Annotated in this window: 21 protein-coding genes and 7 pseudogenes; 14 read left to right on the forward strand and 14 right to left on the reverse strand. The window is 70.2% G+C overall.

What is annotated here, in order from left to right:
- The first annotated feature begins 8 nt into the window (after positions 1-8).
- Genes AB0J21_RS22505 through AB0J21_RS22515 form a run of 3 tightly spaced genes read left to right on the forward strand, consistent with a single transcriptional unit; the run spans position 9 to position 2,559 of the window.
- Positions 9-1,028, forward strand: a complete 1,020-nt coding sequence (locus tag AB0J21_RS22505; protein WP_363147951.1) for an iron ABC transporter permease — start codon at positions 9-11, stop codon at positions 1,026-1,028.
- On the forward strand, positions 1,025-1,807 hold the full coding sequence (locus AB0J21_RS22510; protein ID WP_363147854.1) for an ABC transporter ATP-binding protein: 783 nt from the start codon (positions 1,025-1,027) through the stop codon (positions 1,805-1,807). The genes AB0J21_RS22505 and AB0J21_RS22510 overlap by 4 nt, the downstream gene beginning before the upstream one ends.
- Positions 1,804-2,559: a (2Fe-2S)-binding protein gene (locus AB0J21_RS22515; protein WP_363147855.1), complete on the forward strand. Its 756-nt coding sequence runs from the start codon at positions 1,804-1,806 to the stop codon at positions 2,557-2,559. Before AB0J21_RS22510 ends, AB0J21_RS22515 begins: the two co-directional genes overlap by 4 nt.
- A gap of 269 nt (positions 2,560-2,828) precedes the next feature.
- Here AB0J21_RS22515 and AB0J21_RS22520 read toward each other — a convergent pair whose 3' ends face one another.
- The 3 genes from AB0J21_RS22520 to AB0J21_RS22530 all read right to left on the reverse strand — a co-directional run bounded on the left by AB0J21_RS22520 (position 2,829) and on the right by AB0J21_RS22530 (position 5,342).
- A complete protein-coding gene (locus tag AB0J21_RS22520) occupies positions 2,829-3,341 on the reverse strand; it encodes an SRPBCC domain-containing protein (RefSeq protein ID WP_363147856.1) in 513 nt (170 codons plus the stop codon).
- A gap of 458 nt (positions 3,342-3,799) precedes the next feature.
- Positions 3,800-4,342, reverse strand: a complete 543-nt coding sequence (locus AB0J21_RS22525; RefSeq protein WP_363147857.1) for a dinucleotide-binding protein — start codon at positions 4,340-4,342, stop codon at positions 3,800-3,802.
- A gap of 67 nt (positions 4,343-4,409) precedes the next feature.
- Positions 4,410-5,342, reverse strand: a complete 933-nt coding sequence (locus tag AB0J21_RS22530; protein WP_363147858.1) for an NAD-dependent epimerase/dehydratase family protein — start codon at positions 5,340-5,342, stop codon at positions 4,410-4,412.
- A gap of 134 nt (positions 5,343-5,476) precedes the next feature.
- Here AB0J21_RS22530 and AB0J21_RS22535 point away from each other — a divergent pair, with 134 nt between their 5' ends.
- A complete protein-coding gene (locus AB0J21_RS22535; RefSeq protein WP_363147859.1) occupies positions 5,477-6,367 on the forward strand; it encodes a LysR family transcriptional regulator in 891 nt (296 codons plus the stop codon).
- A gap of 454 nt (positions 6,368-6,821) precedes the next feature.
- On the opposite strand, the gene AB0J21_RS22540 is transcribed toward AB0J21_RS22535, so the two are convergent.
- The gene (locus AB0J21_RS22540) at positions 6,822-7,274 is read right to left on the reverse strand and encodes a hypothetical protein (RefSeq protein ID WP_363147860.1); all 453 of its coding nucleotides are present in this window, start codon (positions 7,272-7,274) and stop codon (positions 6,822-6,824) included.
- Between the two features lie 130 nt (positions 7,275-7,404).
- On the opposite strand from AB0J21_RS22540, the pseudogene AB0J21_RS22545 reads away from it, so the two are divergent.
- A pseudogene (locus tag AB0J21_RS22545) lies at positions 7,405-7,704 on the forward strand (integrase); the annotation flags it as partial.
- A 316-nt stretch (positions 7,705-8,020) separates the two neighbouring features.
- Here AB0J21_RS22545 and AB0J21_RS22550 read toward each other — a convergent pair.
- Together AB0J21_RS22550 and AB0J21_RS22555 are read right to left on the reverse strand one after the other, a co-directional pair.
- Positions 8,021-8,563, reverse strand: a complete 543-nt coding sequence (locus AB0J21_RS22550; protein WP_363147861.1) for a hypothetical protein — start codon at positions 8,561-8,563, stop codon at positions 8,021-8,023.
- Positions 8,564-8,568: 5 nt separating this feature from the next.
- Positions 8,569-9,291: an SGNH/GDSL hydrolase family protein gene (locus tag AB0J21_RS22555; protein WP_363147862.1), complete on the reverse strand. Its 723-nt coding sequence runs from the start codon at positions 9,289-9,291 to the stop codon at positions 8,569-8,571.
- Positions 9,292-9,749: 458 nt separating this feature from the next.
- Here AB0J21_RS22555 and AB0J21_RS22560 point away from each other — a divergent pair.
- From AB0J21_RS22560 to AB0J21_RS22570, 3 pseudogenes are all read left to right on the forward strand, one after another.
- Positions 9,750-9,872 (forward strand): annotated as a pseudogene (locus AB0J21_RS22560) (beta-ketoacyl synthase N-terminal-like domain-containing protein); the annotation flags it as partial.
- 50 nt (positions 9,873-9,922) lie between these two features.
- A pseudogene (locus AB0J21_RS22565) lies at positions 9,923-10,104 on the forward strand (IS256 family transposase); the annotation flags it as partial.
- A gap of 39 nt (positions 10,105-10,143) precedes the next feature.
- Positions 10,144-10,521, forward strand: a pseudogene (locus tag AB0J21_RS22570) (transposase); the annotation flags it as partial.
- Between the two features lie 84 nt (positions 10,522-10,605).
- Here the strand turns inward: AB0J21_RS22570 and AB0J21_RS22575 are convergent.
- From AB0J21_RS22575 to AB0J21_RS22595, 5 genes and pseudogenes are all read right to left on the reverse strand, one after another.
- Positions 10,606-10,797: pseudogene (locus AB0J21_RS22575) on the reverse strand (WhiB family transcriptional regulator); the annotation flags it as partial.
- Between the two features lie 52 nt (positions 10,798-10,849).
- On the reverse strand, positions 10,850-11,911 hold the full coding sequence (locus AB0J21_RS22580) for a glycosyl hydrolase family 18 protein (protein WP_363147863.1): 1,062 nt from the start codon (positions 11,909-11,911) through the stop codon (positions 10,850-10,852).
- 52 nt (positions 11,912-11,963) lie between these two features.
- Entirely contained in the window at positions 11,964-12,275 is a 312-nt protein-coding gene (locus AB0J21_RS22585) for a hypothetical protein (protein WP_363147864.1), read from the reverse strand.
- Positions 12,276-12,505: 230 nt separating this feature from the next.
- Positions 12,506-12,877: a hypothetical protein gene (locus tag AB0J21_RS22590; protein WP_363147865.1), complete on the reverse strand. Its 372-nt coding sequence runs from the start codon at positions 12,875-12,877 to the stop codon at positions 12,506-12,508.
- Between the two features lie 88 nt (positions 12,878-12,965).
- Positions 12,966-13,847 (reverse strand): LysR substrate-binding domain-containing protein, encoded by an 882-nt coding sequence (locus AB0J21_RS22595; protein WP_363147952.1) that lies wholly within the window; start codon positions 13,845-13,847, stop codon positions 12,966-12,968.
- Between the two features lie 83 nt (positions 13,848-13,930).
- Here AB0J21_RS22595 and AB0J21_RS22600 point away from each other — a divergent pair, with 83 nt between their 5' ends.
- Together AB0J21_RS22600 and AB0J21_RS22605 are read left to right on the forward strand one after the other, a co-directional pair.
- A complete protein-coding gene (locus tag AB0J21_RS22600) occupies positions 13,931-14,530 on the forward strand; it encodes a nuclear transport factor 2 family protein (RefSeq protein ID WP_363147866.1) in 600 nt (199 codons plus the stop codon).
- Between the two features lie 37 nt (positions 14,531-14,567).
- Positions 14,568-15,563 carry an amidohydrolase family protein gene (locus AB0J21_RS22605; RefSeq protein WP_363147867.1) on the forward strand — a complete coding sequence of 332 codons (996 nt, stop codon included), beginning with the start codon at positions 14,568-14,570 and terminating at the stop codon, positions 15,561-15,563.
- A gap of 244 nt (positions 15,564-15,807) precedes the next feature.
- On the opposite strand, the gene AB0J21_RS22610 is transcribed toward AB0J21_RS22605, so the two are convergent.
- Positions 15,808-17,550 (reverse strand): CocE/NonD family hydrolase, encoded by a 1,743-nt coding sequence (locus AB0J21_RS22610; RefSeq protein WP_363147868.1) that lies wholly within the window; start codon positions 17,548-17,550, stop codon positions 15,808-15,810.
- Between the two features lie 225 nt (positions 17,551-17,775).
- Here AB0J21_RS22610 and AB0J21_RS22615 point away from each other — a divergent pair.
- A pseudogene (locus AB0J21_RS22615) lies at positions 17,776-17,952 on the forward strand (TetR family transcriptional regulator); the annotation flags it as partial.
- A 92-nt stretch (positions 17,953-18,044) separates the two neighbouring features.
- On the opposite strand, the gene AB0J21_RS22620 reads toward AB0J21_RS22615, so the two are convergent.
- Positions 18,045-18,209 (reverse strand): hypothetical protein, encoded by a 165-nt coding sequence (locus AB0J21_RS22620; RefSeq protein WP_363147869.1) that lies wholly within the window; start codon positions 18,207-18,209, stop codon positions 18,045-18,047.
- Between the two features lie 429 nt (positions 18,210-18,638).
- On the opposite strand from AB0J21_RS22620, the gene AB0J21_RS22625 reads away from it, so the two are divergent.
- On the forward strand, positions 18,639-18,818 hold the full coding sequence (locus tag AB0J21_RS22625; RefSeq protein ID WP_363147870.1) for a hypothetical protein: 180 nt from the start codon (positions 18,639-18,641) through the stop codon (positions 18,816-18,818).
- A 50-nt stretch (positions 18,819-18,868) separates the two neighbouring features.
- A pseudogene (locus AB0J21_RS22630) lies at positions 18,869-19,102 on the forward strand (CorA family divalent cation transporter); the annotation flags it as partial.
- 36 nt (positions 19,103-19,138) lie between these two features.
- On the opposite strand, the gene AB0J21_RS22635 reads toward AB0J21_RS22630, so the two are convergent.
- Positions 19,139-19,777 carry a TetR/AcrR family transcriptional regulator gene (locus AB0J21_RS22635; RefSeq protein WP_363147871.1) on the reverse strand — a complete coding sequence of 213 codons (639 nt, stop codon included), beginning with the start codon at positions 19,775-19,777 and terminating at the stop codon, positions 19,139-19,141.
- Between the two features lie 116 nt (positions 19,778-19,893).
- Between AB0J21_RS22635 and AB0J21_RS22640 the strand changes: the two genes are divergently transcribed.
- A complete protein-coding gene (locus AB0J21_RS22640; RefSeq protein ID WP_363147872.1) occupies positions 19,894-20,592 on the forward strand; it encodes a hypothetical protein in 699 nt (232 codons plus the stop codon).
- Positions 20,593-20,721 lie beyond the last annotated feature (129 nt).

Here is a 20,721-nt window from a genome sequence, read left to right on the forward strand (position 1 = left end):
CCGTGCACCTGCTGCGCTCCACCCCCGTCGTGCTCGGCGTGCTCACCGTGCTGTTGTGCGCCTCGGCGGTGGCGGGCCTGGCGCTCGGCCCGGTACGCGTACCGCCCGGCGAGGTGCTGCACACGGTGCTGGGCGGCGAGCGCGACGGCGCCTACGCGACGATCGTGTGGGACGTGCGCCTGCCCCGGGTGCTGCTCGGAGCCGTCGTCGGGGCGGGCCTGGCACTGTCCGGCGCGGTGCTCCAGGCCCTGGTGCGCAACCCGTTGGCCGACCCGTTCCTGCTGGGCGCCTCCTCGGGGGCCTCCGCCGGGGCGGTGCTCGTCATCGTGCTGGGTCTGGGCACGGGGGCGGCCGGGACGGTGGCGCTGCCGATCGCCGCGTTCGCCGGCTCGATGGCCGCGCTGGTGGCGGTGTACGCGATGGCCCGGCGCGGCGGGACGATGACGACGGGGCGGCTGATCCTGGCCGGGGTGGCGATCCAGTACGTGCTGTCCGCGTTCACCAGCCTGGTGCTGGTGCTCTCCGCGCAGGCCGAGCACGTGCGCGCGATCATGTTCTGGACACTGGGCGGCCTCGGCGGCGCCCGCTGGGACGAACTGGCGCTGCCCGCCGCGGTGCTGGTCGTCGGCGCGGTGCTGCTGATCACGCTGGCCCGGCCGCTGGACCTGCTGCTGGCCGGTGAGGAGGGGGCGCGCAGCCTGGGCCTGGACCCGGGCCGGTTCCGGGGCGGGGTCTTCGTGCTCGTGTCCCTGATCATCGGGGTGCTGGTGGCGTTCAGCGGCGCGATCGGCTTCGTCGGCCTGATGGTCCCGCACGCCGCCCGGCTCGTGGTCGGGGCCGGCCACCGCAGGCTGCTGCCGGTGACGGCGCTGGGCGGGGCGGTGTTCCTGCTGCTGGCCGACCTGCTGGCCCGCACGGTGGCCGCGCCCGAGGAGATCCCCGCCGGAGTGGTCACGGCACTGGTCGGTGGGCCGTTCTTTCTGTGGCTGCTGCGCCGCTCCTCCCGCACGGAAGGGATCACCGGATGAGCGTGACACCGGCCGCCCTGACGGCGCAGGCGATCGGCTACGAGGCCGGCGGCCGCGCCTTGCTGGAGGGGGTGACCCTGGATGCCCGCCCGGGTGAGACGGTCGGACTGGTGGGGCCCAACGGCAGCGGGAAGACGACGTTCCTGCGCTGTGTCCACGGGGCGCTGCGCCCGGCGTCCGGGCGGGTCCTGCTGGATGGGACGGACGCGACGGAACTGGCGGTGAAGCAGCGGGCCCGGCGGATCGCCGTCGTACCGCAGGACAGTCCCGGCTCCTTCGGGCTCACCGTCCGTGAGGTGGCGGCGATGGGCCGCAGCCCGCACAAGCGGTTCTGGGAGCAGGACGGCCCCGACGACCGCCACCGGATCGACGCCGCGCTGCGGCGGGTCGGCGCGGGACCGTACGCCGCGCGGCGCTTCGACGAGCTGTCGGGCGGGGAACGCCAACGGGCGCTGATCGCCCGTGCCCTGGTGCAGGATCCCGGACTGCTGGCCCTGGACGAGCCGACGAACCACCTCGACATCCGCTACCAGCTGGAGATCCTCGCGCTCGTACGGTCGCTCGGCACCACCAATCTGCTGGTGCTGCACGATCTCAACCTGGCCGCCGCGTACTGCGACCGGCTGTTCGTCCTGAGCGCGGGACGGCTCGTGGCCTCCGGGGCGCCGGCCGACGTCCTGACCGAGGACATGCTGGGCGAGGTGTACGGCGTACGGTCACGGATCGGCGCGCATCCGGTCACCGGCGCCCCGCACGTCTTCTACCACCCGCTGTCGTGAGCGGCGGTACGCGCCGCTGGGCGCCGCTCCCCTCCGGGCCGCGCCGGCAGGTCACCGAGGGCGAGCCGCCCGCCGCCGAGGCCGGGCGGTGGCTGGCGGCCGACCGTCTCGCGGACCCGTCGAGCGAGGAGCTGACCCGGCTGCTGGAGGCCGAACGCGTCGGCGGCGGCCACCGCACCGCCCACGCCACCGCGTTGACCGTGATGGCGGTGTACGCGGGCCGGGTCACCGCTGCCGCCCTCCTGCACTGGGCGCTGCACGACGAGGTCCCCGACCTCGGCTCCGGCAATGTGCTGCTGCGCCCGGGCGCCCACGGCATCGACGGAGTACGGGTACGCGAAGCCCGGTTGCTCGCCCCAGCTCCCGGAACGGACCCCCTGCGGCTGCTGTACGCCACCGTCCTCGACGGGCACCTGTTGCCACTGGCAGAAGCCCTGCACCGGCGGACCCGGGCAGGGGCGCGCCAACTGCGCGGCGGGATCGCGCACGGGTGCGCCACCGCGCTCTGTGCCTACGGTGCCAAGACCGACCTGCTGGCCGAGCGCTGGCGGCGGTTCGCCGAGGCGGCGCCCGGCGGTCTCGGCGCGCTGGGCGAAATGGCGCGCGTGACGACCGTGACCGGGCGCGAGCGGCTGGTGTACCTGCGCTCCACCTGCTGCCTCTTCTACACGAGCGCCGAGGCGGTCCGGTGTGCGAGTTGCTGCCTCACTTCGCGCGACGACCGTCTGGAGGCGTACGCCCGGCGCGGTTGAGCGCTGTCCCGCAACCGCGGGCCGCTGACGAGGTGATCTTGCTGTGGCGCTGATCGTCGGAGCCGAGTTCCCACCGGACAGTCCGCGTGAAGGGAGCACCTGGCTCGCGACATCGAAGGAGATGCTCCGCCAGCATCGCGTCGTCTCTCTCTTCGCGCACTGAACGACGGCGATGCCGGCTGGTTCCAAGGCCCGTCAGGCAGACGGAGGAGCGCCGTCACTGACGGGCCGTGTGGCGGAGGCGGTCGGTCGCCCTGTGCGCGGCGCCTTCACCTCTCCGAGCGCGGTGGACGTGCTGCCTGCGCCTCGGCGGCTTCGGCCAGGCGCTCGACCCAGTCCTGGTGGTAGCGGTAGAGGGCCCCGGGGTTCTTGCGCCCGAGTTCCTCAAGGAAGAACGGGCCTTGCTGCGTCTCCTCGGTCAGGACGTGGCACCCCTCGTCCGTGGGGGTGATGACCCAGCCGTGGTAGGCACTGGAACCGGTGGTGTCACCATCGACGACCGTCTCCCACGAGAGCCGGCGGTGCGGCTCGAGCTCGGTCACCTTCAGGCTCATGGGGAATCCGACCGTCACCCTGCTGAACCTCGTCCCCAAGGCCAGCTCCGTCCCAGGGCTGAGGATCTTGACCTGGTCCTCGGGAGGAAAATGGCCGGACCAGTTCTCGGCATCGGTGAGCAGCCCCCACACCGTCTCGGGCGGGGCTTTCACGTCGATGTCGTTGAGGGCGTAGATGGCCGAGATCTTCGGGTCGTACCGTGTGGGCCAGGTCACCTTCGCGTACATCGTCGGTCTCTCCTTCGTGGGGTGGTCCGGGGGCGCCGTGCGGCGGCCCGGGTGGCGTCGGCGGCCGGAGCGCGCCGGGTTGGAATAGCGACTGCCCCGAGGAGGCGGGGTGCGCCGTGGTCCGTGTGGCGAGGCCGGCGGACAGCTTCTCGCGAGCGCGCCAAGAAGGTGTCGGGAACCTTCTTGGCGAGGTCGATCCTGAAGGGCCCCTCGCCTCGTCTCTCGCGTCCAGATGCCGCATTCCTGGTCGGTGGTGGGGGCGCGGCCGTGGCGTCCTGACCGGCAGGGTCGGCATCGAATGAGGTGCCCGGTCGCACGGCACGGTGGCTGTCGAGCAGCTGCACGCGGGTGGCACCGGGGAAGAACGCGGCCAGGCGGCCGGGCTCTCAGAAGTAGGTGCGCACCGTTCGACGCGGAGCCCTGGTCGGGGGAGGAACCCTCAACTGCGGTGGGAGTGTTCAGAGTTCTCCTGGGGCGGCGAAGCGGTAGACGACGCCTCCCGTCGGCTGGACGCTCATCAGCAGCCACACCGCGTTCTCGAAGTCGCGGGCCCGGGTGAGGTCTCCGACACGCACCGGGTCGAAACCGGCGTCGCGGATCAGCTGCTCGGTGACGGAGGCGGCCTCGTCGTCCGCCACGTACCAGTTGCCCGGCCGCACGCGCTGTTCTCGCACCCGGTCGTACAGCGCGGCGAAGTTCATGTTGAAGCTCTTGGCGACCGGGCCGTTCGTGAAGGACTTCACTTCCTCGGCGTACGAGGGGAAGTCGCCGTACCGCTCGGGGAGGACGTTGGTCGCGTCGATGGCGACCTTCCCCTCCAGGCCCGTCACCTTGCCCAGGGCCTCTGAGATCCTGTCCCCGGGGACGGCGACCAGGACGACGTCCGCCTGCGAGGCGTCGCCGCCGTCGCGTCCGAGCGGGTCGACCTCGTGCCCGGCGGCCCTCCACAGACCGGCCAGTCCGGCGCCGATGGCTCCGCGTCCTATGGTCACGATCTTCATCTCATGCTCCTCGCGGTTTCAGGGGAATGCTGGTGGCGATGTGGCGATGTGGCGGTGGGGGAGCTGCTCATGCGCCCTTGCCGGCGAGGGACTTCGCCACGGCGGTGAGGCCGGCCGTGTGCGAGATCCGCGGCTGGTAGCCGAGGTGGGCGGCGGCCTTGCCGGTACGCAGGGTGCACGGCTGGCCGAGGAACCAGCGCGCGGGGACCGGGACTTCGCGTGCGGCGGTCTGCGCGTCCATGTCCGGGAGCTGCGCGCTCACGCCGTAGACGTCGAAGAGGGACTGCAGGAACTCGCGCAACACGACGCGGCGCTGGTCGGTCACGAAGTAGGCGTTGCCGGGTCGGCCGTGCTGCCAGCCGCGCATCAGGCCCTCGACGGCGTTGTCGACGTGGGTGACGTCCGTGGTGTGGCGACCGCCGTCGATCCAGGCGAACTGACCTGCCCGGGCCGCTGCCACCAGGCTCTCGACGAGGATGCTGCCGGGGCCCCAGACGAAGCGGGGGCGGATGGAGACGGTGGCGAGGCCGGGCCCGCTCGCGTCCAGGACGATCTTCTCCGCGGCGGCCTTCGTCGCGCAGTAGGCGGCTTCGGAGTCCGGGCGCAGGGGCGCCGACTCGTCCGCCTCGATCAGCGGGGCGCCGGCCAGCAGCGCGGCTTCACTGCCGCAGTGGATGAACCGGGAGACGCCCGCCTCCCGCGCGGCCTCCACGACGGCCGCGGTGCCGCGCACGGTGACCTTGTCGTGGCGTTCGCGGTCCGCGGTGATGTCGGTCTCGGCGGCGAGGTGGAAGACCGCCTCGCCGCCGGCCAGTTCCTCGCGCCAGCCGTCTGGTTCGGTGAGGTCACCGCGCACCGGCCGGGCCCCGAGCGCCGAGGCCGCGGTCGCGGACTTCTCGCTGCGGACCAGGGCGCGCACCGTGTGCCCCTCGCTGATGAGGCGCCGCACCAGCACCTGACCGATGAAGCCCGAGCCGCCCGTCACGAACACCTGCGCCATCACGCACTCCTTCGTCGTCTGTGCGGGCTCTGCCACCTGAAGGTGAAAGAGCGTTGTCCGGTACAGCACGCGCCTCCCCGCAATCCTTCCCTCGGATTCATTCATACTGAGGAGGTCTGCGATAAAATTCTCGAATGCCTTCTCTTCGCGCGCTGGAATGCCTCGTAGCGGTTGCGGACTCGGGTTCGATCACGCAGGCAGCGCTGCTGCTGCACTCCTCGCAGCCCGCCGTCTCCCACCAGATCGCGGCGCTCGAACGCGAAGCCCGCACCCCCCTGATCAGAAGGGAACATCGGGGCGTCCGGCTCACCCCGGCGGGACGGGCCGCCGTCGCGGACGCCCGGCAGGCCGTCGACGCGGCCGCCTCGGCGGTGCGGTCGGCGCGCGCGGCGGGCGAGATGGCCGGTGGTGTGCTGCGCCTGGGCTGCGCGCAGAGTCTGAGCGTCGCGCTGCTCGCCCCGGTCATCCACAGCTGGCACCGTGACCACCCCCGGGTGTCGGTCACGATGCGGGAGTTCGCCACGGAGCAGGAGGCGCTCCACCTCGTCGCCTCTGACGTGGTGGACGTCGCCGTGCTGGCGACGCCGTCCGCGAGCCCCTTCACCGTCACGCCGCTCGCCGAGGAGGAGATCGTGCTGGCAGCGCAGGCCGGCCACCCTTTGGCCGAGCGGCCGGCTCTGCGTCTGGAGGATCTCGACGGCGCTTCGGTGGTGCACTTCGCGCCCGTCAACGGCCTGGGGATCTGGCTGGACCAGCAGTTTGCCCGTGCCGGCATCCAGGTCGAGACGGTGATGCGGACCTCGGTGACCTCGGCGGCCCCCCAACTGGCCGCGGCCGGGCTCGGGGTGGCCGTGTGCCCGGTGAGCGCGATCAGTGACGGCTTTCCTGGCGCGGTGCGCTCGTTCACTCCCCGTTGGGTGCGCCAACTGGCGGCAGTGACCCCTGCCGCGCCCGACGTACTGGTCGCTCGCTTCATCGAGGATCTCCGCCGTCGCGGTGTGCGCGTGCCCCCGCGCAATGGCTGACCGGCACGGGAGGGCGCGTCGCGCGGGGCAAGGCGCCGGTACCTGTGTCCAGAAACCGCGTGCGACGGGGCGCCCGGCCCTCCGTCCGCACAGCCGTCTTCACCACCGGGCCCTGTTCCGGCACCGGCCGCCGCGTCACCGCAGCCGTCCCGCTGCCCGCGACGGGCCGGGCTGAGCGCCGCGCCCGCCGGCAGCGCCCCGGTCGCAGTCCCGAGGGCCCACCGCGGGCCGCGCCCGTCGGCGCTCGTGAGCAGCCCTGTGTCATCGAGAGGAGCGACGACGGTGGCTGACCCGGCGGCGCGGAGCGCGAGCCCGGCGCGGCCACGGTGGTGGAACACGGCGATCTCTCCTGACGGCAGCGGAGGGCTCCCGGTTCGGCCTTGCTCCGCCTGCTCAGGTGCGCCTTGCGGGGAGCCTGGCGCGCGGGCCAGGTCGGCTGTGAGGGGGCCCGGGATCAGCGAAGGACCAACAGCGCCTGGGTGCGCTCGGCGTGCAGGTGATACAGGTGCTCGGCCACCGCGTCCGGCTCGTGAGTGAGACCGGCGCCGATGGGGCCGACGATGGTCGCCTGGGCCACGTGCACACCGTCGCCGGACAGGCTTTCGCTCAGCAGGCGGACGTAGGCGGATTCGGCGGCGTAGGCGATCGCGGAGACCGCGCGGTCGCGGTGGGGCGCGACCGCGGCGCCGCCGGTGGTGAACAACAGCGTGCCGTGCCCGCGCTTTCGCATGCCGGGCGCGACCGTCTGCACGGTGGCCGCGGCGGCCACCACGCTCAGCGCCACCGCGCTCTGGATGTCGGCGGGTCCGGTGTCCAGGGCCGGTTTGATCCAGTCGAGGCTGGGCCGCGGACTGAAGAGGGGTCGACGGCCTTCGTCCCTGACCGCCGCGGGAGTGACGGTGATCATGGGCACCCCTCGGAGGGTGCCGCCTGGACTTGTGCCGTCGTCGCGCGTGGCCCGGGAGGGCGGGTGAAGCCCCGCCTCTGCGCCGGACGGAGCGGCAGGGAAGTCAGCGAGTGGTCGGCGCGAAGCCGACGAAGTGAAGCACCGCAAAGTGGGGGAGTTCCGCGAGGGGCCCCTGCCCCGGTCGGTGCGGGAGGCGATCGAGCGTTACGAGGCCGAACACGGCACCACGAAGGACGGATACCTCCTACGCGGCCCGGGTGGTTACTTCGCTTCGAACGCCCTCGGAAACGGCATCCCCATCACCGACGTTGCGGAATGGATGGGCCACAAGTCCATTGAGGAGACGTACCGCACCTACCGGCACCTGATGCCGGGCGATATCACCAAAGCCGCCCGGATCCTGGATGCAGGCCTCCGGCAAGCGGCCTGACTTCCGGCTTGGGGAGCACAGCAGGTTCTTCGTCTCGTGGTGGTATACGGGCAGTACCCCAACTGACCTGCAGTGACGGTGTGATGCCCGCAGGACGGTCTCCAGATGGGCGATCCAGAAGGTCTCGTTGGCCGAGGACGCCTCGATCAGACGACGCCACAGCGCAGCGAGGTCTGTACCTTCCTGCGAAGGACCGAAGGCCTGCTTCCCCTTCGTCCACCGTTTCTTGAACACTCCCACACCACGTGCGGCACCCGGCCGAAGCCGACCGGTACCGGTACCGGTACCGGAGAGGAGGAAGCGACAGCGGCGGCGTTCACCCAGCCGGGGCGGACACCTCGGCCCGCCGGCGCACGGCATAGAGCTGGCGGGTCAGCAGAGCGGCATGCGCCCCCGACCCGATGACGAGCCGGCCGTACGCCCGGCCGGCCAACCCCGGGAACCTCGCATACGTACGCGCACTGAGCAGCGTTCCACCCGGCCGCTCGGCCAGGGCGAACACCAGCGCGTAACGGGAGTACCGGTGGCGGCCGGTGAACCGGACCAACCGCTCCGGCACCGACTCCGCCACCGCGAAACCGGGCAGCGTCGAACCCGCGGCGAGCGGCTCTCCGGCGCTGCGCCGGGGCTCGGCAGCCACCAGATGCCCGTACACCCCGGTCACCGACGGCATCGAGCCACCGCCGTACGCCCGCGCGAGCGCCCGCCACACGTCGGCGGCGGAAGCCTTCACCAGCACGGAGTGTTCGTCCACGAACGGCAGGTCCTCGTACGGCAGATCCGCCTGCGGCCCGTCCTGCGGCCCGTCCTCGGCGGCGGACTCGGCAGCGGATTCGGCCCGCCGTGCGGAGTCGCTCATGCCGCTCAGACGGCTTCGGAGAGAAGGTCGCCGCAGTGGTCGGCGAGATGATCGGCGATCGCCTCCGCCCAGCGGCGGTACCCGATCGCCCCCGGATGGAAGCCGTCCCGCGCGAAGAACTCCGGTTCCATCGGCAGCAGCGCCTCCGCGCCGATCCAGGTCACCCGCTCCCGTTCGGCGCACACCCGCCGGGACGCCACGTCGAGGGCGGCCGCCTGCTCGGCGAGGAAACGCCCCAGCGCCCCCGGCAGGGACGGCACCGACGCGAACGGCGGGGTCCCGGCCACCACCACGTGCTCGGCCTGCCCCGCCAGATGATCGACGACCGCCTCGAGATCGTCCGCCCATTCCTGCGGGGAACGGCGCACCAACACGTCGTTCACGCCGACGAGCAGCGTCGCCACGTCCAGATCGCCGCCCAGCCCGGGCATCAGCCGGTGGCGCACCCGGCGCAGCGTGGCGCCGTACTCCCCGACCACCTGCCAGGCGACGGTCCGCCCGGTCCGCCCGGCGAGCATCCCGGCCAGCAGCGCCGGAAACGCCTCTGCCTGCGTGTCCACGCCGCAACCCGCCGCCGTCGATTCACCCAGGACACCGATACGCATCGGCGCCCCGGCGCCCTCTCCCTCGGTCCCTTCGGTGGGGCCCGACGCCGGGGGAATCCGCTCGGTTCTCGATCGCACCCACAGCCCTTGCGCGGCGACGATGGGCAGCAGGAGGGGATTCATGGGGCCGTCCTCGTCATTAGGGGTCGCCGGGGTGAGTGAAAGGCATCCGGAGAGCACGGAGAGGCGACGGCCCCCGGCCCCCGGCCCCCGCCACCAAAATCCACACCGAGGGGCCACGCACGGACGACCGGCGCACCGAACGCCGGACACCGCGTCGGCTCGTCCTGGTCCGCACCGGTGGGCCGGCCGACTTACGCCGACGATCCCGCGACGACGGCGCTCAGCCCTCATGGCTGAAGCATGGCAGCAGCAACTACCCACTATCAAGGGCATCCGGCCGGCCGGCGCGCTCGTACGGCGCGACCTCGGCGTTTACCCGAAGGCTGGCAGTTTCTGGACAGCCCCCTATCCGGACCGGCACCGCGGCCCAGCCTCCCGTCGAGTACGACCTGCGACTGCATTGACGACGGAGGAGTGCCATAACGGGCGCCGATCGACAGCAGATCGCGATCGTGGGGATGGCGTCCCGGACGCCGGGAGCGGCGGGGGCTGACGAGTTCTGGCAGCTCCTGCGCCACGGGCACGACGCGATCCGCGACCGCGACACCAACCGGCCCCACGGCCCCGAGCGCGGCGGATTCATCGAGGGCGTCCAGGAGTTCGACGCGGACTTCTTCAATATGTCCCCGCGCGAAGCGTCCGCGCCCGTGGACACTCTCCCAACGAAGCCGCAGCTTCAAGTGCGTCTACATGGCGCTGATGAGCCTGGACCCCACCGGCAAGGGCCGCAAGCGGTGGACCATGCGCTGGAAGGCACCCCTGAACGCCTTCCGGATCGCCTTCGAAGGCCGACTCACGCCGGCCGGCAACTGACCCTACAAAACTGGATCAGCCGTCTACTGGACACACTCGCTGATGGTGATGGTCACCCCGGCGGACCTGCACGACTCCGCCGCCGCGAAGGAAGTCCTCTTCCGGCTCCGTCTGACCCATCCCGAGATCACTCTCGTCTGGGCCGACTCCGCCTATGCGGGCAAGCTCGTGAACTGGGCAAATAAGTATCTGAACCTCACGATCAAGACCGTCAGTCGCCTGAAGAACACCTCCGGCTGGGTCCTGCTACCCCGCCGCTGGGTGGTCCAACGGAGCCTCGCCTGGATGATGAACGCCCGCCGCCATGCCCGCGACTACGAGCGGCTCATCCAGCACTCCGAGACCCTCATAACCTGGGCCGCCATCACCTTGATGACCTGCCGCCTCACCCGCGCAGGAGCCACCTGGACCCAGCAGTCCAGGCTCACCGAACCCGCCACCTGGAAACGCCCGACAAACCTCATTCCGTCAGGTCGGCGGCCTGGACTTGAGAAGCACCCAGTCAAGAAGGCGCCGCCACGAGACCACCGTCGGCGGGCGCTTGAGCAGGGCGCGCCGCTCCCGCTCGGTCATGCCGCCCCAGATACCAGACTCAACCCGCCGGTCGAAGGCGTCGGCCAGGCACTCGGTGCGGAGGGAGCACCCGAAGCACGCGATCTTGGCCCGGCTCTGCGCGGCGCCTTCGACGAACAGCTATCCCGACCGCGAGGGCGGTCCGATGCAGATCCATTCTCGTGATGCCCCATTACCACGGCCACGGCTGTGTACTGTCGCCGAGGTCCAGGACGTCGCAGATGGTCTGGGAGACCTCCCGGGCACTAGGCGTGCCAGCCTGGGGTTGTTTGTACAGGCTCCAGAGCGACATGCCGCCAGCGCCTCGGTCCCTGACCTCATTGGCCAGGTCTTTGACCTCGGAAAGTGACAGTACGTGGGCGTTGGGTACCCCCTCCGGTGGCCATGTGTCGGGCGCGATTTGGATGCCCAACAGGATGGGGCCCTTGAAGTAATTTTGATAGGCGGCCAAAGCCTCTTTCGGGTTGTATGCGGTGCTGGCGTCATAGGCTTGGATGTTCAGCCGGGTGATCGAACTGGCCGCGTCCGAGCGCAGCAGAGCGAGCGAGACGCCGGTGTAGGGAGATAGCGGCTGGGAGTCGGTCCACGCCCCCTCGCCATAGGCACCCACGTGCATAACGGCGACCGAGAGAGTCGATCCCGTGGGCAGCCCCTTGGAGAGCGCCTTCACGATCGAGATGGACTCCGCATCTGTTGTGCACTCCACTCTGCTACCGGATCGCGTGCACCTGGGGGCCGTTGGCTCCCAGCAGACCTCGACACCGTCGAGGCCGAAGTCGCTGACGAAGTCGGCGATCGCGGACACGTTCAGCCCCGCCCAGTTGTTGTAGGACGCGCCGCCGATGCCGACGAGCACCTCGACGCCGGGGTTGCGCTGGCGCAGCAGGGACACCGCGTCACGCAGGACGGTCCCATCGTAGGAGAATTGGAGGCCGGTCCCATTAAACGAATAGGACCCGCGGGTGTATTGCGCGTCAGGCTGCATGAAGCTCAAAACGATTGTGCCGATGTACGAAGGGGATTTAGCCAGATCCAATTGTGCTGGGTCACCAGCCCATGGCTGGGCCCAGGATTCAAGGTAGACGGAGTAGCGATGCGCTGCGCTCGCAGAGTTGCTCTTCTCGGCCGCTGCGCGACGATCTGAGGCCAGAGCAGGAGCATGGGGCAGACCCGCAGCAGCCGCACCTGCGATCACAGCGGCAAGGGCGGTACGTCGGGTTACGAATCGACTCATATGCCCATGATGATCACCCGGGCTCCGGCATTCCCCTTGATCACCGCGAGAGTCACCCAAATGGCGGACCAGTGCCGCACGCCGAGGGCAGTTCCGGGGCGCATCCCCAAGCTGGAGTTCCCAAAAACTCACTGAGAACCCGGGCGAGTTCGGCCCCGTAGGCGCCGGTGCCTCCGCTGCGACCGCGGTGAGCGTGCCGTGGCCCCATCCAGGCCAGTAGATCGCGGTAGCCACGAATCGTGGCCGGGAACTCCTGGTCGGCAAGGTGCCGGCCGATGGAGTCGATCACCGCCGCGTGGTGTGTCAGGCCGTGCGTGTCGACTCCGCCGGTGATCTCCCGGGCTTCATGGGTCATGCTGGTCATGTCCGTCCTTGCCGCTTGTTCGAGCCGAGGGCGGCACGCGCCGGTCGGGCGGGTGGACAAGACAGTGACGGGGCTTCTGCGACAAGCTCCTATGAAGTCACAAGCGCCCGTCCGGCCGCGTGCGTGGCGGCCCCGCTGGCACGACGACAAATCCCCAACAGGACAGTCGAACACGTCAGTCAGGCGGAGAGTCAGACGCATCAGCAGAACCACCACTCACATCATCACTGTCAGGCGAGGACTCGCCACATGGCGTCGAAGGCGATCCGGCTGTGGGTCGCGGCCTGGTCCGGTTCGCGGATCATCACGTCGATGGTCGCTTCGGCGATCGCGTTCGTCAGGGTCAGGACGAAGCTCAGCGGTGCGTCCCGCATCGGTCCGCCTGCGCGGCTTCGTTCCAGCAGGTCGGCGATGCCGCTGAGCGCGGAGCTCACCGTCCGGTGACTCTCCCCGGTGATCCCGCCCGACACTCCGAGATGGACGAGCGCGCCATGCTTCTCCGGGAAGGACGTGGCCCAGCGCAGCCACTGGGTCCACATGTGCTGCACCTGCTCGCGCGCGTCACCGGCGACCGGGAGCGCGTCGACCGCCGCCGCTCCCATCTCCGTCTTGAGGGCGACATAGAGCTCGTTGAAGGCGTCGCCTTCGTGTCGAAGTAGAGGAACAACGACCCGTTGGAGACACCCGCGATCATGGCGCGCCGACGCCGCCGAGATAGGCGCGGACCGCCCCTGAGGTCTCGTCGTGCCGGCCGAGAACCAGCAGGTCCGGTCCCGGCGGCGCTCCGTGCAGGGGCCGGTAGGTGAGGCCCGGCAGGGCGATGCGTTCCGTGGCTGTGGGGACGAGGGCCACCCCAGTGCCGGCCAGGGCGAGGGCGAGGGCTCCCAGGGTGCTGCCGACCAGGCGGACCCGGGAGCGGTCCTCCTCGGCGCCCGGCCATAGCCGGGAGAGGACGGTCTCGTCCTCCTCGCTGCTCGCGAAGACGATGAGTTCGTGGGCGCTCAGGGCGGAGGCTGTCACGGCGGTCGCGGACGCCAGTTCGTGCTCGGTACGCAGGGCGACGGACAGCGGGGTGGGTGCGCGGCGGGTGACCCGCAGGCCGTCCGTGTCACCGAGGCCCAGGTCGGGGCAGTAGCCGAGGTCGAGAGCGCCGTCGCGCACCGCCTGGATCTGGGCGGCCGGCGGAAGCTCGGTCAGGGTGAGGCCGACCCGCGGGTGCGCCCGGTGGAAGTCGCGCAGGTCGTCGGAGAGGACGCCCTGGAGAGCGGCGACCCCGGCGAAGCCGATCCTGACCGTTCCCGTCTCGCCCTGCACCGACTCCTGGGCCACCTGCAGGGCGCGGTCGGCCTGTGCCAGGGCTCGGCGGGCCTCGGGCAGCAGCAGTTCACCGGCCTCGGTCAGCTCGACGCGTCGGCTGGTGCGGGAGAACAGGCTGCCGCCCACCTCCCGCTCCAGGGCCTGGACCTGGGCGCTGAGGGTGGACTGGGTGACGTGCAGCAGGGCGGAGGCCCGGCCGAAATGCCGTTCGTCGGCGACGGCGACGAAATAGCGCAGGTGCCGCAGCTCCACCATCCCCACCTATCCATCGTTCCAGTCGATTGGTTGATCGTATCTTTCGGTTGGACCTATCGCCCAGGGGGACGCACGCTGGACACATGAACGTGAACGTGACACCTCAGGATCGACAGGACATCGCTGATCTCATGACCGGGTGGATCCACCGGGACCTGGGCGAGTGGGACCGGCTGAAGGCTCTCTTCCACCCTGACGGCCGGATCGAGATCACCTGGTTCGAGGGGCGGGCGTACGAGTTCGTGGACGCCTCCGCCCGGATGGGGGCCTCCGCGTTCCGGACCAAGCACCTGATCACCGCGCCTGTGGTGGCCTTCTCCGCCGACGGTACCCGCGCGGTCAGCGAGACCAATGCCGTGATCATCGGCGAGAACGTCGACCTCCGCCTCGGCTGCAACGGTCACAACCGGTTCATCGACCGGCTGGAGAAGCGGGACGGGGTGTGGCGCATCAGCGACCGCAAGAGCGTCTACGACTTCGGCACCTTCACCTTCCCCGCCGGGATCGTCGACATCGACCCGGAGACGGTCGCCCGGTACCCGCGCGAGTACGCCGCCCTCGCCTACCTGCTGGAGACCAGCGGATTCCCGGTGAACCGGGTCTTCGCGACCAAGGGCGGCGACCTGGAACGCGACATCAAGGAGTCCGCCTTCGCCTGGCTGGGCGAACAGGCCGACAAGTGACGGCCACCACGACGAACGAGAAGTACAGAGGACCACGATGAAACTGATCACGATCGAGGAACACACGCTGCACGCCGGTGTGGCCAAGGCATCCGCCGCCCGGACAGCCGGCGTCAGTCCTGGCTTCGGAGCGTCCTACGCCCCGGCGAGCGGCCTGCCCTACAGCCCGTCGGCCGAGGTGCTGGAAGACCTGGACGAGGGCCGGCTCGCCGCCATGGACGCCGGCGGCATCGACATGCAGGTGCTCTCCAACCTCACCACCCAGTACCTGCCCGCCGACGTGGCACCGGAGCTGGTCCGCGACGTCAACGACCGCCTCGCGGCGGCCTGCGTCCGCCACCCCGACCGGTTCGCCGCCTTCGCGTCCCTGCCCACGACCGCTCCCGAGTACGCCCCGGACGAACTCCGGCGCGCGGTGGAGGAACTGGGCTTCGTCGGCACCCTCATCCACGGCCGCACCGACGACGAGTTCCTCTCTGCCGAGCGGTTCGACCCGATTCTGCGCACCGCTGCCGAGCTGCGCGTTCCCGTCTACCTCCACCCCGCTCCACCGAGCCGCGTCACGGCCGCCGACAACTACGAGGCCGGTCTGAAGGAGGTCGTCGCCACCCGGTTCGCGACGGCGGCGTGGGGCTGGCACAACGAGTCCGGCGTCCACTTCATCCACCTGGTGCTCAGCGGCGTCTTCGACCGCTACCCCGAGCTGCAGTTCATCCTCGGCCACTGGGGCGAGGCCGTCCCCTGGTACCTGGACCGTCTCGACGAAGCCCTGCCGCGCAAGGCCACCGGCCTGGACCGCACCATCGGCGAGTACGTCCGGCAGAACACCTACTACACACCCAGCGGCATGTTCACCGCCCCTCACCTGCGCTTCTGCACGGACCTGCTCGGCACCGACCGCATGATCTACTCGGTCGACTACCCCTTCGTCGGCAATGCCGGATCGCGCGCCTTCCTGGCCGACTCCGGACTCTCCGAGGACGCCCAGCACGACATCGCCCACCGCAACGCCGAACGACTCCTGCGCCTCTGACCGCCCCGCCGGCGAGGTGTTCTCGGGCGGGAGCCACGTTCCAAGTGGGCTTGATCCGCTTTGACGGACATCTGAGATCAGGGGCTTCAGCCCCGGAAGGATGATGTTCATCATGGAGAGCACGGGGAAGAAGAAGCCGCGCCCTCGCCGCTCGTCCACGCCGGAGTTCAAAGCCGAGATCGTCGAGCTGTGCCGGCGGGGCGACCGCTCCCGCCTCCGGCGGAGGTAGGGCGGACCGCCCGGGTCACGCAGTCTTGACCGGAAGCTGCAGGTACGACGCGCGGTCGCCCCCCGTGTGGATGACGTGCCGACCGCTGTTGGCGGGCTCGTACTCGCGGATGCCGGGCATCATCGTGCCCAGCAGTGACCGGCCGCTGATGACGAGACGGAGCTGTTCGCCAGGGTGGAAGGTGAGCCCGACCGGGAGCAGGTCGATCTCGATGTCGACGACCTCGCCGGGGGAGAGTTTCTCGATCCGGTCGAAGGTGTGGGCGGGGACGTCGTCGGTGGCCAGCGCCTTGTCCAGGTGGCGCATCGAGACGCGCAGGCGGCCGTCCGAGCCCTTGTACCGCAGGATAGAGGCGCCCCGCTCGGTGACGTCCTGGGCCAGCGCGCCCCGGTTGAGCGCGGTGAACGCCTGCAGCGGGGTGCCGTACGCGTCGAGCTTCTGGACGAGGACGAACAGGTCCATGTCGTCCGAGCCGTCCGCCTCGACCCACAGGTGCGCCTTCGGGTACCCAACCAGCGTGGTCTCTTCGTCGAAGCGCGCCACGAAGGACACCAGGTCCGGGTTGGACGCGACGGCGTACCCCGCCGTCGCCTCGACGGCCGGCGTCGACGTCGCCAGAGCCCGGGTGCGTCCGTCGAGGTAGTACTTCGTCGACGTGACGTCGGCCGGCGGGAACTGGTCCGCAGGGACGTTGATCCGGTCGCCGCCCCGGAGGTCGAGGAGGGAGTAGCGCACGCGGGGCGTCTGCTCCCACCCGTTGTCCTCACCCTTGAGGACGTGGTCGAAGAAGCGGCGCAGGTCCTCGACGTTGGCCTCGTCGTAGTAGTCGGGCCATTCCTGGCTGTTGTGGACGCGCAGCCACTTGTTCTCGGTCGCCATCCGCCGCCAGGCGCGGAACGTACCCGCCGTGTGCAGGGTGTTGGAGTAGCTGGCGACGACGTACGCGGGCACGTTGATGTTCTCGAACTGCGGGATCTTGTTCTCCCACAGGTCGTCCATCAGCGGGTGTCGCTCGGCCTCCGTGAGGATGTCCTCCTTCTGGCCCTTGCCGAAGTAGCTGTTGTCCTGGAGCTGCCGGGCGAAGCCGGTGTCGGGCATCCCGCCGCGCAGCACCAGGTCGCGGTAGACGTCGCTGACGCCCTCCCACGGGTTGATCGCCGCCAGGTGCGGCGGCTGCTCGGCCGCGGTGAACCACTGGGAGACCGCGAGGTACGAGGTTCCGCTCATCGCGACCTTGCCGGTGCACCAGTCCTGGACACCGAGCCATTCGACCAGGTCGTAGCAGTCCCGGCCCTCTTGGCGGTCCCAGATGACGCTGTCGCCCTCAGAGTTGGCCACGCCCCGGATGTCCGGATTGCAGATCGCGTAGCCCCGCGCACACCAGTAGGCGGGGTCGGGGCCTTCGAACTTCTCCAGTCCGGACACGCTGCCGTTGTCCAGTCCGACCATGCCGAAGATGCCCATCACGCTGGCGGACGTGCCCTGGCCCTTGCCGTACGGGCTCCACGCCACGATGACCGGCACCCGCTCGGTCCCGGCGGGGCGGAAGACATCCACATAGATCGTGACGCCGTCGCGGAGCGTCACTGGCACGTCTTTGTCGAGAACGATGTCGACAGGCAGCGGCTTGAACGGCGGCGCGATCTGGAAACCCGCCTCCAGTGTCCGCGTCCCCGGTTCGAAGTCGCTCAGGATCCCGTACCGGGCGCCCGGCTCCAGGGACTGGGAGGGCGTGAATACCTTCTGGTCGTCACTCATGGTGCGCTCCTCGCATCTCTCCGTCCGGGGGACGGTCTCCGCCGACATGCTGCTCTGCCGACATTTCGAGCGTAGATCCGCTGCAAGAGAAACTCAACCGCTGTGGAGTTACTTGACCTGGAGGTGGGTTGAGGCACGACCGCGCACACGAGTCCCGCTTCCGCCGCCCGCCCCGGACGTCGGCCGGGAACGAGCACGACCCGGCAGGCGGTCCTCACCACGGCCCGCGCCCGCTTCGCTGCCGACGGCTTCACCGGGACCACGATCCGGCGGGTCGCGGCCGGCGCCGGGGTGGACGCGTCACTGGTGATGCAGTTCCTCCGGTCGAGGAACGAGCTGTTCGCCGCCCTCATGTCCGTCCCCGCGAATGCGTTGACGCGCTGCGTTGACGCGCTTCAGTGACGCGTTCGAGGGGACGGACGATGGTCTCGGTGAACGCGTGGTCGGGGCCTTACTTGAGGTATAGGAGGGGGACGCCCGGACGTCGGAGCCGCTCATGGCCATGCTCCGGGGCCCAGGAACGGTTCTTCGCCGCTGCTGTCACTACGCGCGATGCCGACGCGGACGAGGGCGCGGTCGCCGATGCGGATGCCGCCGACGGCGATGCGCTGCTCCGCGCGGGGATCGTCTCGTCGCTCGTCGGCCTTGTGGTGGGGCACGGCGTGGTCGGTGTCCCCATGCTCGCCGAGGTGGAGCGTGAGCAGCTGATCGTGCTCGTCGGGCCGCCGTGCAGAGCGTGCTGGTCCCGACGCCGTAGCTCAGCGACGACGAGGGGACGGGCCCATGACTGCAATCGACGGCCGCATGTATGTCGAAGGGCGACGTGCCACGTGCCTGTCCGGCCTGGAGGACGCCGCCGATGATCTGGAGCGTTCGGGGGAGTGGCCTGGATCGGGCTGATGGGCCCCGGCCCGTACGAACGCGAGACCGCCGGGGCCGGTTCGGGCTGCACCCCCTGGCTGTCGAGGACGCGCACAAGGGGCATCAGCGCGCGAAGCTCGAACGGTACGGCGACACGATGTTCGTCGTGCCGCGCCCCGCCTCTTACGACGGCGGGCGCTAGAGCGTCGAACCGGCTGCTCGCGCAGGTGATCGCCCTCCAGCGCGCGATCGGACCGCTCCCGGGCATGGTGCGGGGGCTGCTCCGCAGCGCCGACCGGTACGGCACGGGCGACGAGGTGCAGAACAGCCTCCGCAACGTACTCGACCACGCGATCCAGGTGACGGAACGCGTCGACGGGGCCAGATCCCTGCCGGAGAACGCCTGACCGTGCACTCCACGCTGGTGACGATGGATCAGAACGAAGCCGGACGCGGCATGTCGACCGCGAGTCTCACCCAGGGTGAGGAGAGCCGCCGCCTCGCGGAGGAGACCAGCGAGCAGAGCGAGCAGGCCAAGAAGATCTCGTCATGGGCGGCGATCCTGTTCACCCCAAGCCTGATCGCCTCCGTCTATGGCATGAACTTCGCCCACATGCCGGAGCTGCACTGGGCATGGGGGTCCCCGTTCGCCGTCGCGCTGATGATCGGCTTCGGTGTCGGGCTATGGGACGTCTTCAAGTGGCTTCGTCGGCTAGGAGACCGAGACTCAAGTCCGGCGTTCGGGTGTGCTGAGGTAGGCGACCGCCATGTCGCTGAGTTCGTCCGCGTAGCGGCGCTGAGCTTTCTCGCCGATCGCCGGGTCGGGGCGTACGGAGTTGTGGAAACAGGCCCCGAGGAGGGCGCGGGCCGCGGTGTCCAGCGCCGCCTGCGGGTCGGAGCGTCGGATCTCGTCCGCGTAGGGAGCCGCCGCTTCAAGGAGGAGCCCGTGGACCACGGCGATGGTGCGGGCGCCGCGGTCCGTGACCTTGGCGCCTCGCGTGCGCAGCAGCTCGGGGAACAGGTTGTTGCTGTCGGCGAAGGACCGCAGCAGGGCGTGCGCGTAGGCACCCATGACGCCGGACAGTGACGGCTCGGCCTCGTGGAGTCGCTCGGCCACGTACTCCTCGCGCCGGTCCAGCATCCGCTCGGTGAGGGCGTTTATCAGCTGCTCTTTGTCCTCGAAGCGGCGGTAGATCGTGCCGACCGAGACCCCGGCACGTTCCGCGACGCCGGTCATCGTCATCTCCTCCAGGCCGGCCGAGGAGGCGATTTCCTCGGCCGCGTGCAGTACGCGGGCCAGGGTCGCGGCGCTGCGCGCCTGCTGAGGCTCCTTGTACGGCGCCGGGCGGTCGTGCTGGTCGGTCATGTCCGCATCGTATCGGCGGGGGCTCCGGCAGGAACGGTTGACAAGGGGTGGGCCTCTCTGTGTAACCTCGTGACGCGAATGTGAATTTACATTCGCATAGTACTGGAGGTTCGACCATGACCGACAAGCAGACTTCCCCGGCTGCGACCGTGACACTTGAGTCGGGGCCCACCGGCGCCGGCAGCATCGACGACATGGAGCTGTTCTACGCCCGCCGTGCCCTGGACCGCTTCAGGACGCGACTGGGCCGCCAGGGCCTGCTGGATCTGCTGGCCGCGGACATCGAGGAGGGCAATGCCTTCCTGCGGGAGTGCGCGCGCACCTCCGACGGTGAGTTCCATGGCGGTACGACGGTGCTCCAGGCGCGTGGCCTGACCGCGGCCGAGTTCCTCGAGTGGATGGACGCGGCCTTCGCGGGCGACGACTCCCGCCCGCTTCTCGCGGCGCACCCCGAGCACTACGTGATGGGCACCGACGACATCGGCGCGCGCGTGGTGGAGAACATCGGCCCGCACGTCGCCTCGTTCTACATGGGCGGCTGGGGTACGGCAGCGATGGCTTGGGCGGACGACGCGGCCGAACTCCTCCCGGAGTCGGAGTTCCCGCGGAAGATGTCCTCGAATCTCTTCCTGGAGGACGGCACCGTCGTCGGGCGGGCGCTGATCCAGTTCGGCGACACCGCCGAAGGCTTCACCGCGAACCTGACAGTCTACTTCCCCACGTCCTGCCCGCAGGACGTCCTGGACCACCACCTGCGGCACTACGCCGTCGAGTTCAGGAACTGGATCGTCGCCGCGGCGGCGGCCCGCGCCTGACGGCTGCGGGTGGCGCTCACCGCCCGTTGACCTCGTCGGCCGGATGTCGGGCAGCTCCGGCCTCGACGAAGTCGTAGCCGCCCGACATGCCAGATCGATCCACGTCGGCGTGACGGCGCACGCGGCCCC

The sequence above is a fragment of the Streptomyces sp. NPDC049954 genome (assembly GCF_040656295.1).
In the GTDB taxonomy this organism is placed as follows: Bacteria; Actinomycetota; Actinomycetes; order Streptomycetales; family Streptomycetaceae; genus Streptomyces.

Excerpts from the sequence above, each read along its gene's own strand:
- AB0J21_RS22510 (WP_363147854.1), top strand. The coding sequence starts at position 1,025 with ATGAGCGTGACACCGGCCGCCCTGACGGCGCAGGCGATCGGCTACGAG.
- AB0J21_RS22520 (WP_363147856.1), bottom strand. The coding sequence starts at position 3,341 with ATGTACGCGAAGGTGACCTGGCCCACACGGTACGACCCGAAGATCTCG.
- AB0J21_RS22525 (WP_363147857.1), bottom strand. The coding sequence starts at position 4,342 with ATGAAGATCGTGACCATAGGACGCGGAGCCATCGGCGCCGGACTGGCC.
- AB0J21_RS22530 (WP_363147858.1), bottom strand. The coding sequence starts at position 5,342 with ATGGCGCAGGTGTTCGTGACGGGCGGCTCGGGCTTCATCGGTCAGGTG.
- AB0J21_RS22535 (WP_363147859.1), top strand. The coding sequence starts at position 5,477 with ATGCCTTCTCTTCGCGCGCTGGAATGCCTCGTAGCGGTTGCGGACTCG.
- AB0J21_RS22540 (WP_363147860.1), bottom strand. The coding sequence starts at position 7,274 with ATGATCACCGTCACTCCCGCGGCGGTCAGGGACGAAGGCCGTCGACCC.
- AB0J21_RS22550 (WP_363147861.1), bottom strand. The coding sequence starts at position 8,563 with ATGAGCGACTCCGCACGGCGGGCCGAATCCGCTGCCGAGTCCGCCGCC.
- AB0J21_RS22555 (WP_363147862.1), bottom strand. The coding sequence starts at position 9,291 with ATGAATCCCCTCCTGCTGCCCATCGTCGCCGCGCAAGGGCTGTGGGTG.
- AB0J21_RS22580 (WP_363147863.1), bottom strand. The coding sequence starts at position 11,911 with ATGAGTCGATTCGTAACCCGACGTACCGCCCTTGCCGCTGTGATCGCA.
- AB0J21_RS22585 (WP_363147864.1), bottom strand. The coding sequence starts at position 12,275 with ATGACCAGCATGACCCATGAAGCCCGGGAGATCACCGGCGGAGTCGAC.
- AB0J21_RS22590 (WP_363147865.1), bottom strand. The coding sequence starts at position 12,877 with ATGGGAGCGGCGGCGGTCGACGCGCTCCCGGTCGCCGGTGACGCGCGC.
- AB0J21_RS22595 (WP_363147952.1), bottom strand. The coding sequence starts at position 13,847 with ATGGTGGAGCTGCGGCACCTGCGCTATTTCGTCGCCGTCGCCGACGAA.
- AB0J21_RS22600 (WP_363147866.1), top strand. The coding sequence starts at position 13,931 with ATGAACGTGAACGTGACACCTCAGGATCGACAGGACATCGCTGATCTC.
- AB0J21_RS22605 (WP_363147867.1), top strand. The coding sequence starts at position 14,568 with ATGAAACTGATCACGATCGAGGAACACACGCTGCACGCCGGTGTGGCC.
- AB0J21_RS22610 (WP_363147868.1), bottom strand. The coding sequence starts at position 17,550 with ATGAGTGACGACCAGAAGGTATTCACGCCCTCCCAGTCCCTGGAGCCG.
- AB0J21_RS22635 (WP_363147871.1), bottom strand. The coding sequence starts at position 19,777 with ATGACCGACCAGCACGACCGCCCGGCGCCGTACAAGGAGCCTCAGCAG.
- AB0J21_RS22640 (WP_363147872.1), top strand. The coding sequence starts at position 19,894 with ATGACCGACAAGCAGACTTCCCCGGCTGCGACCGTGACACTTGAGTCG.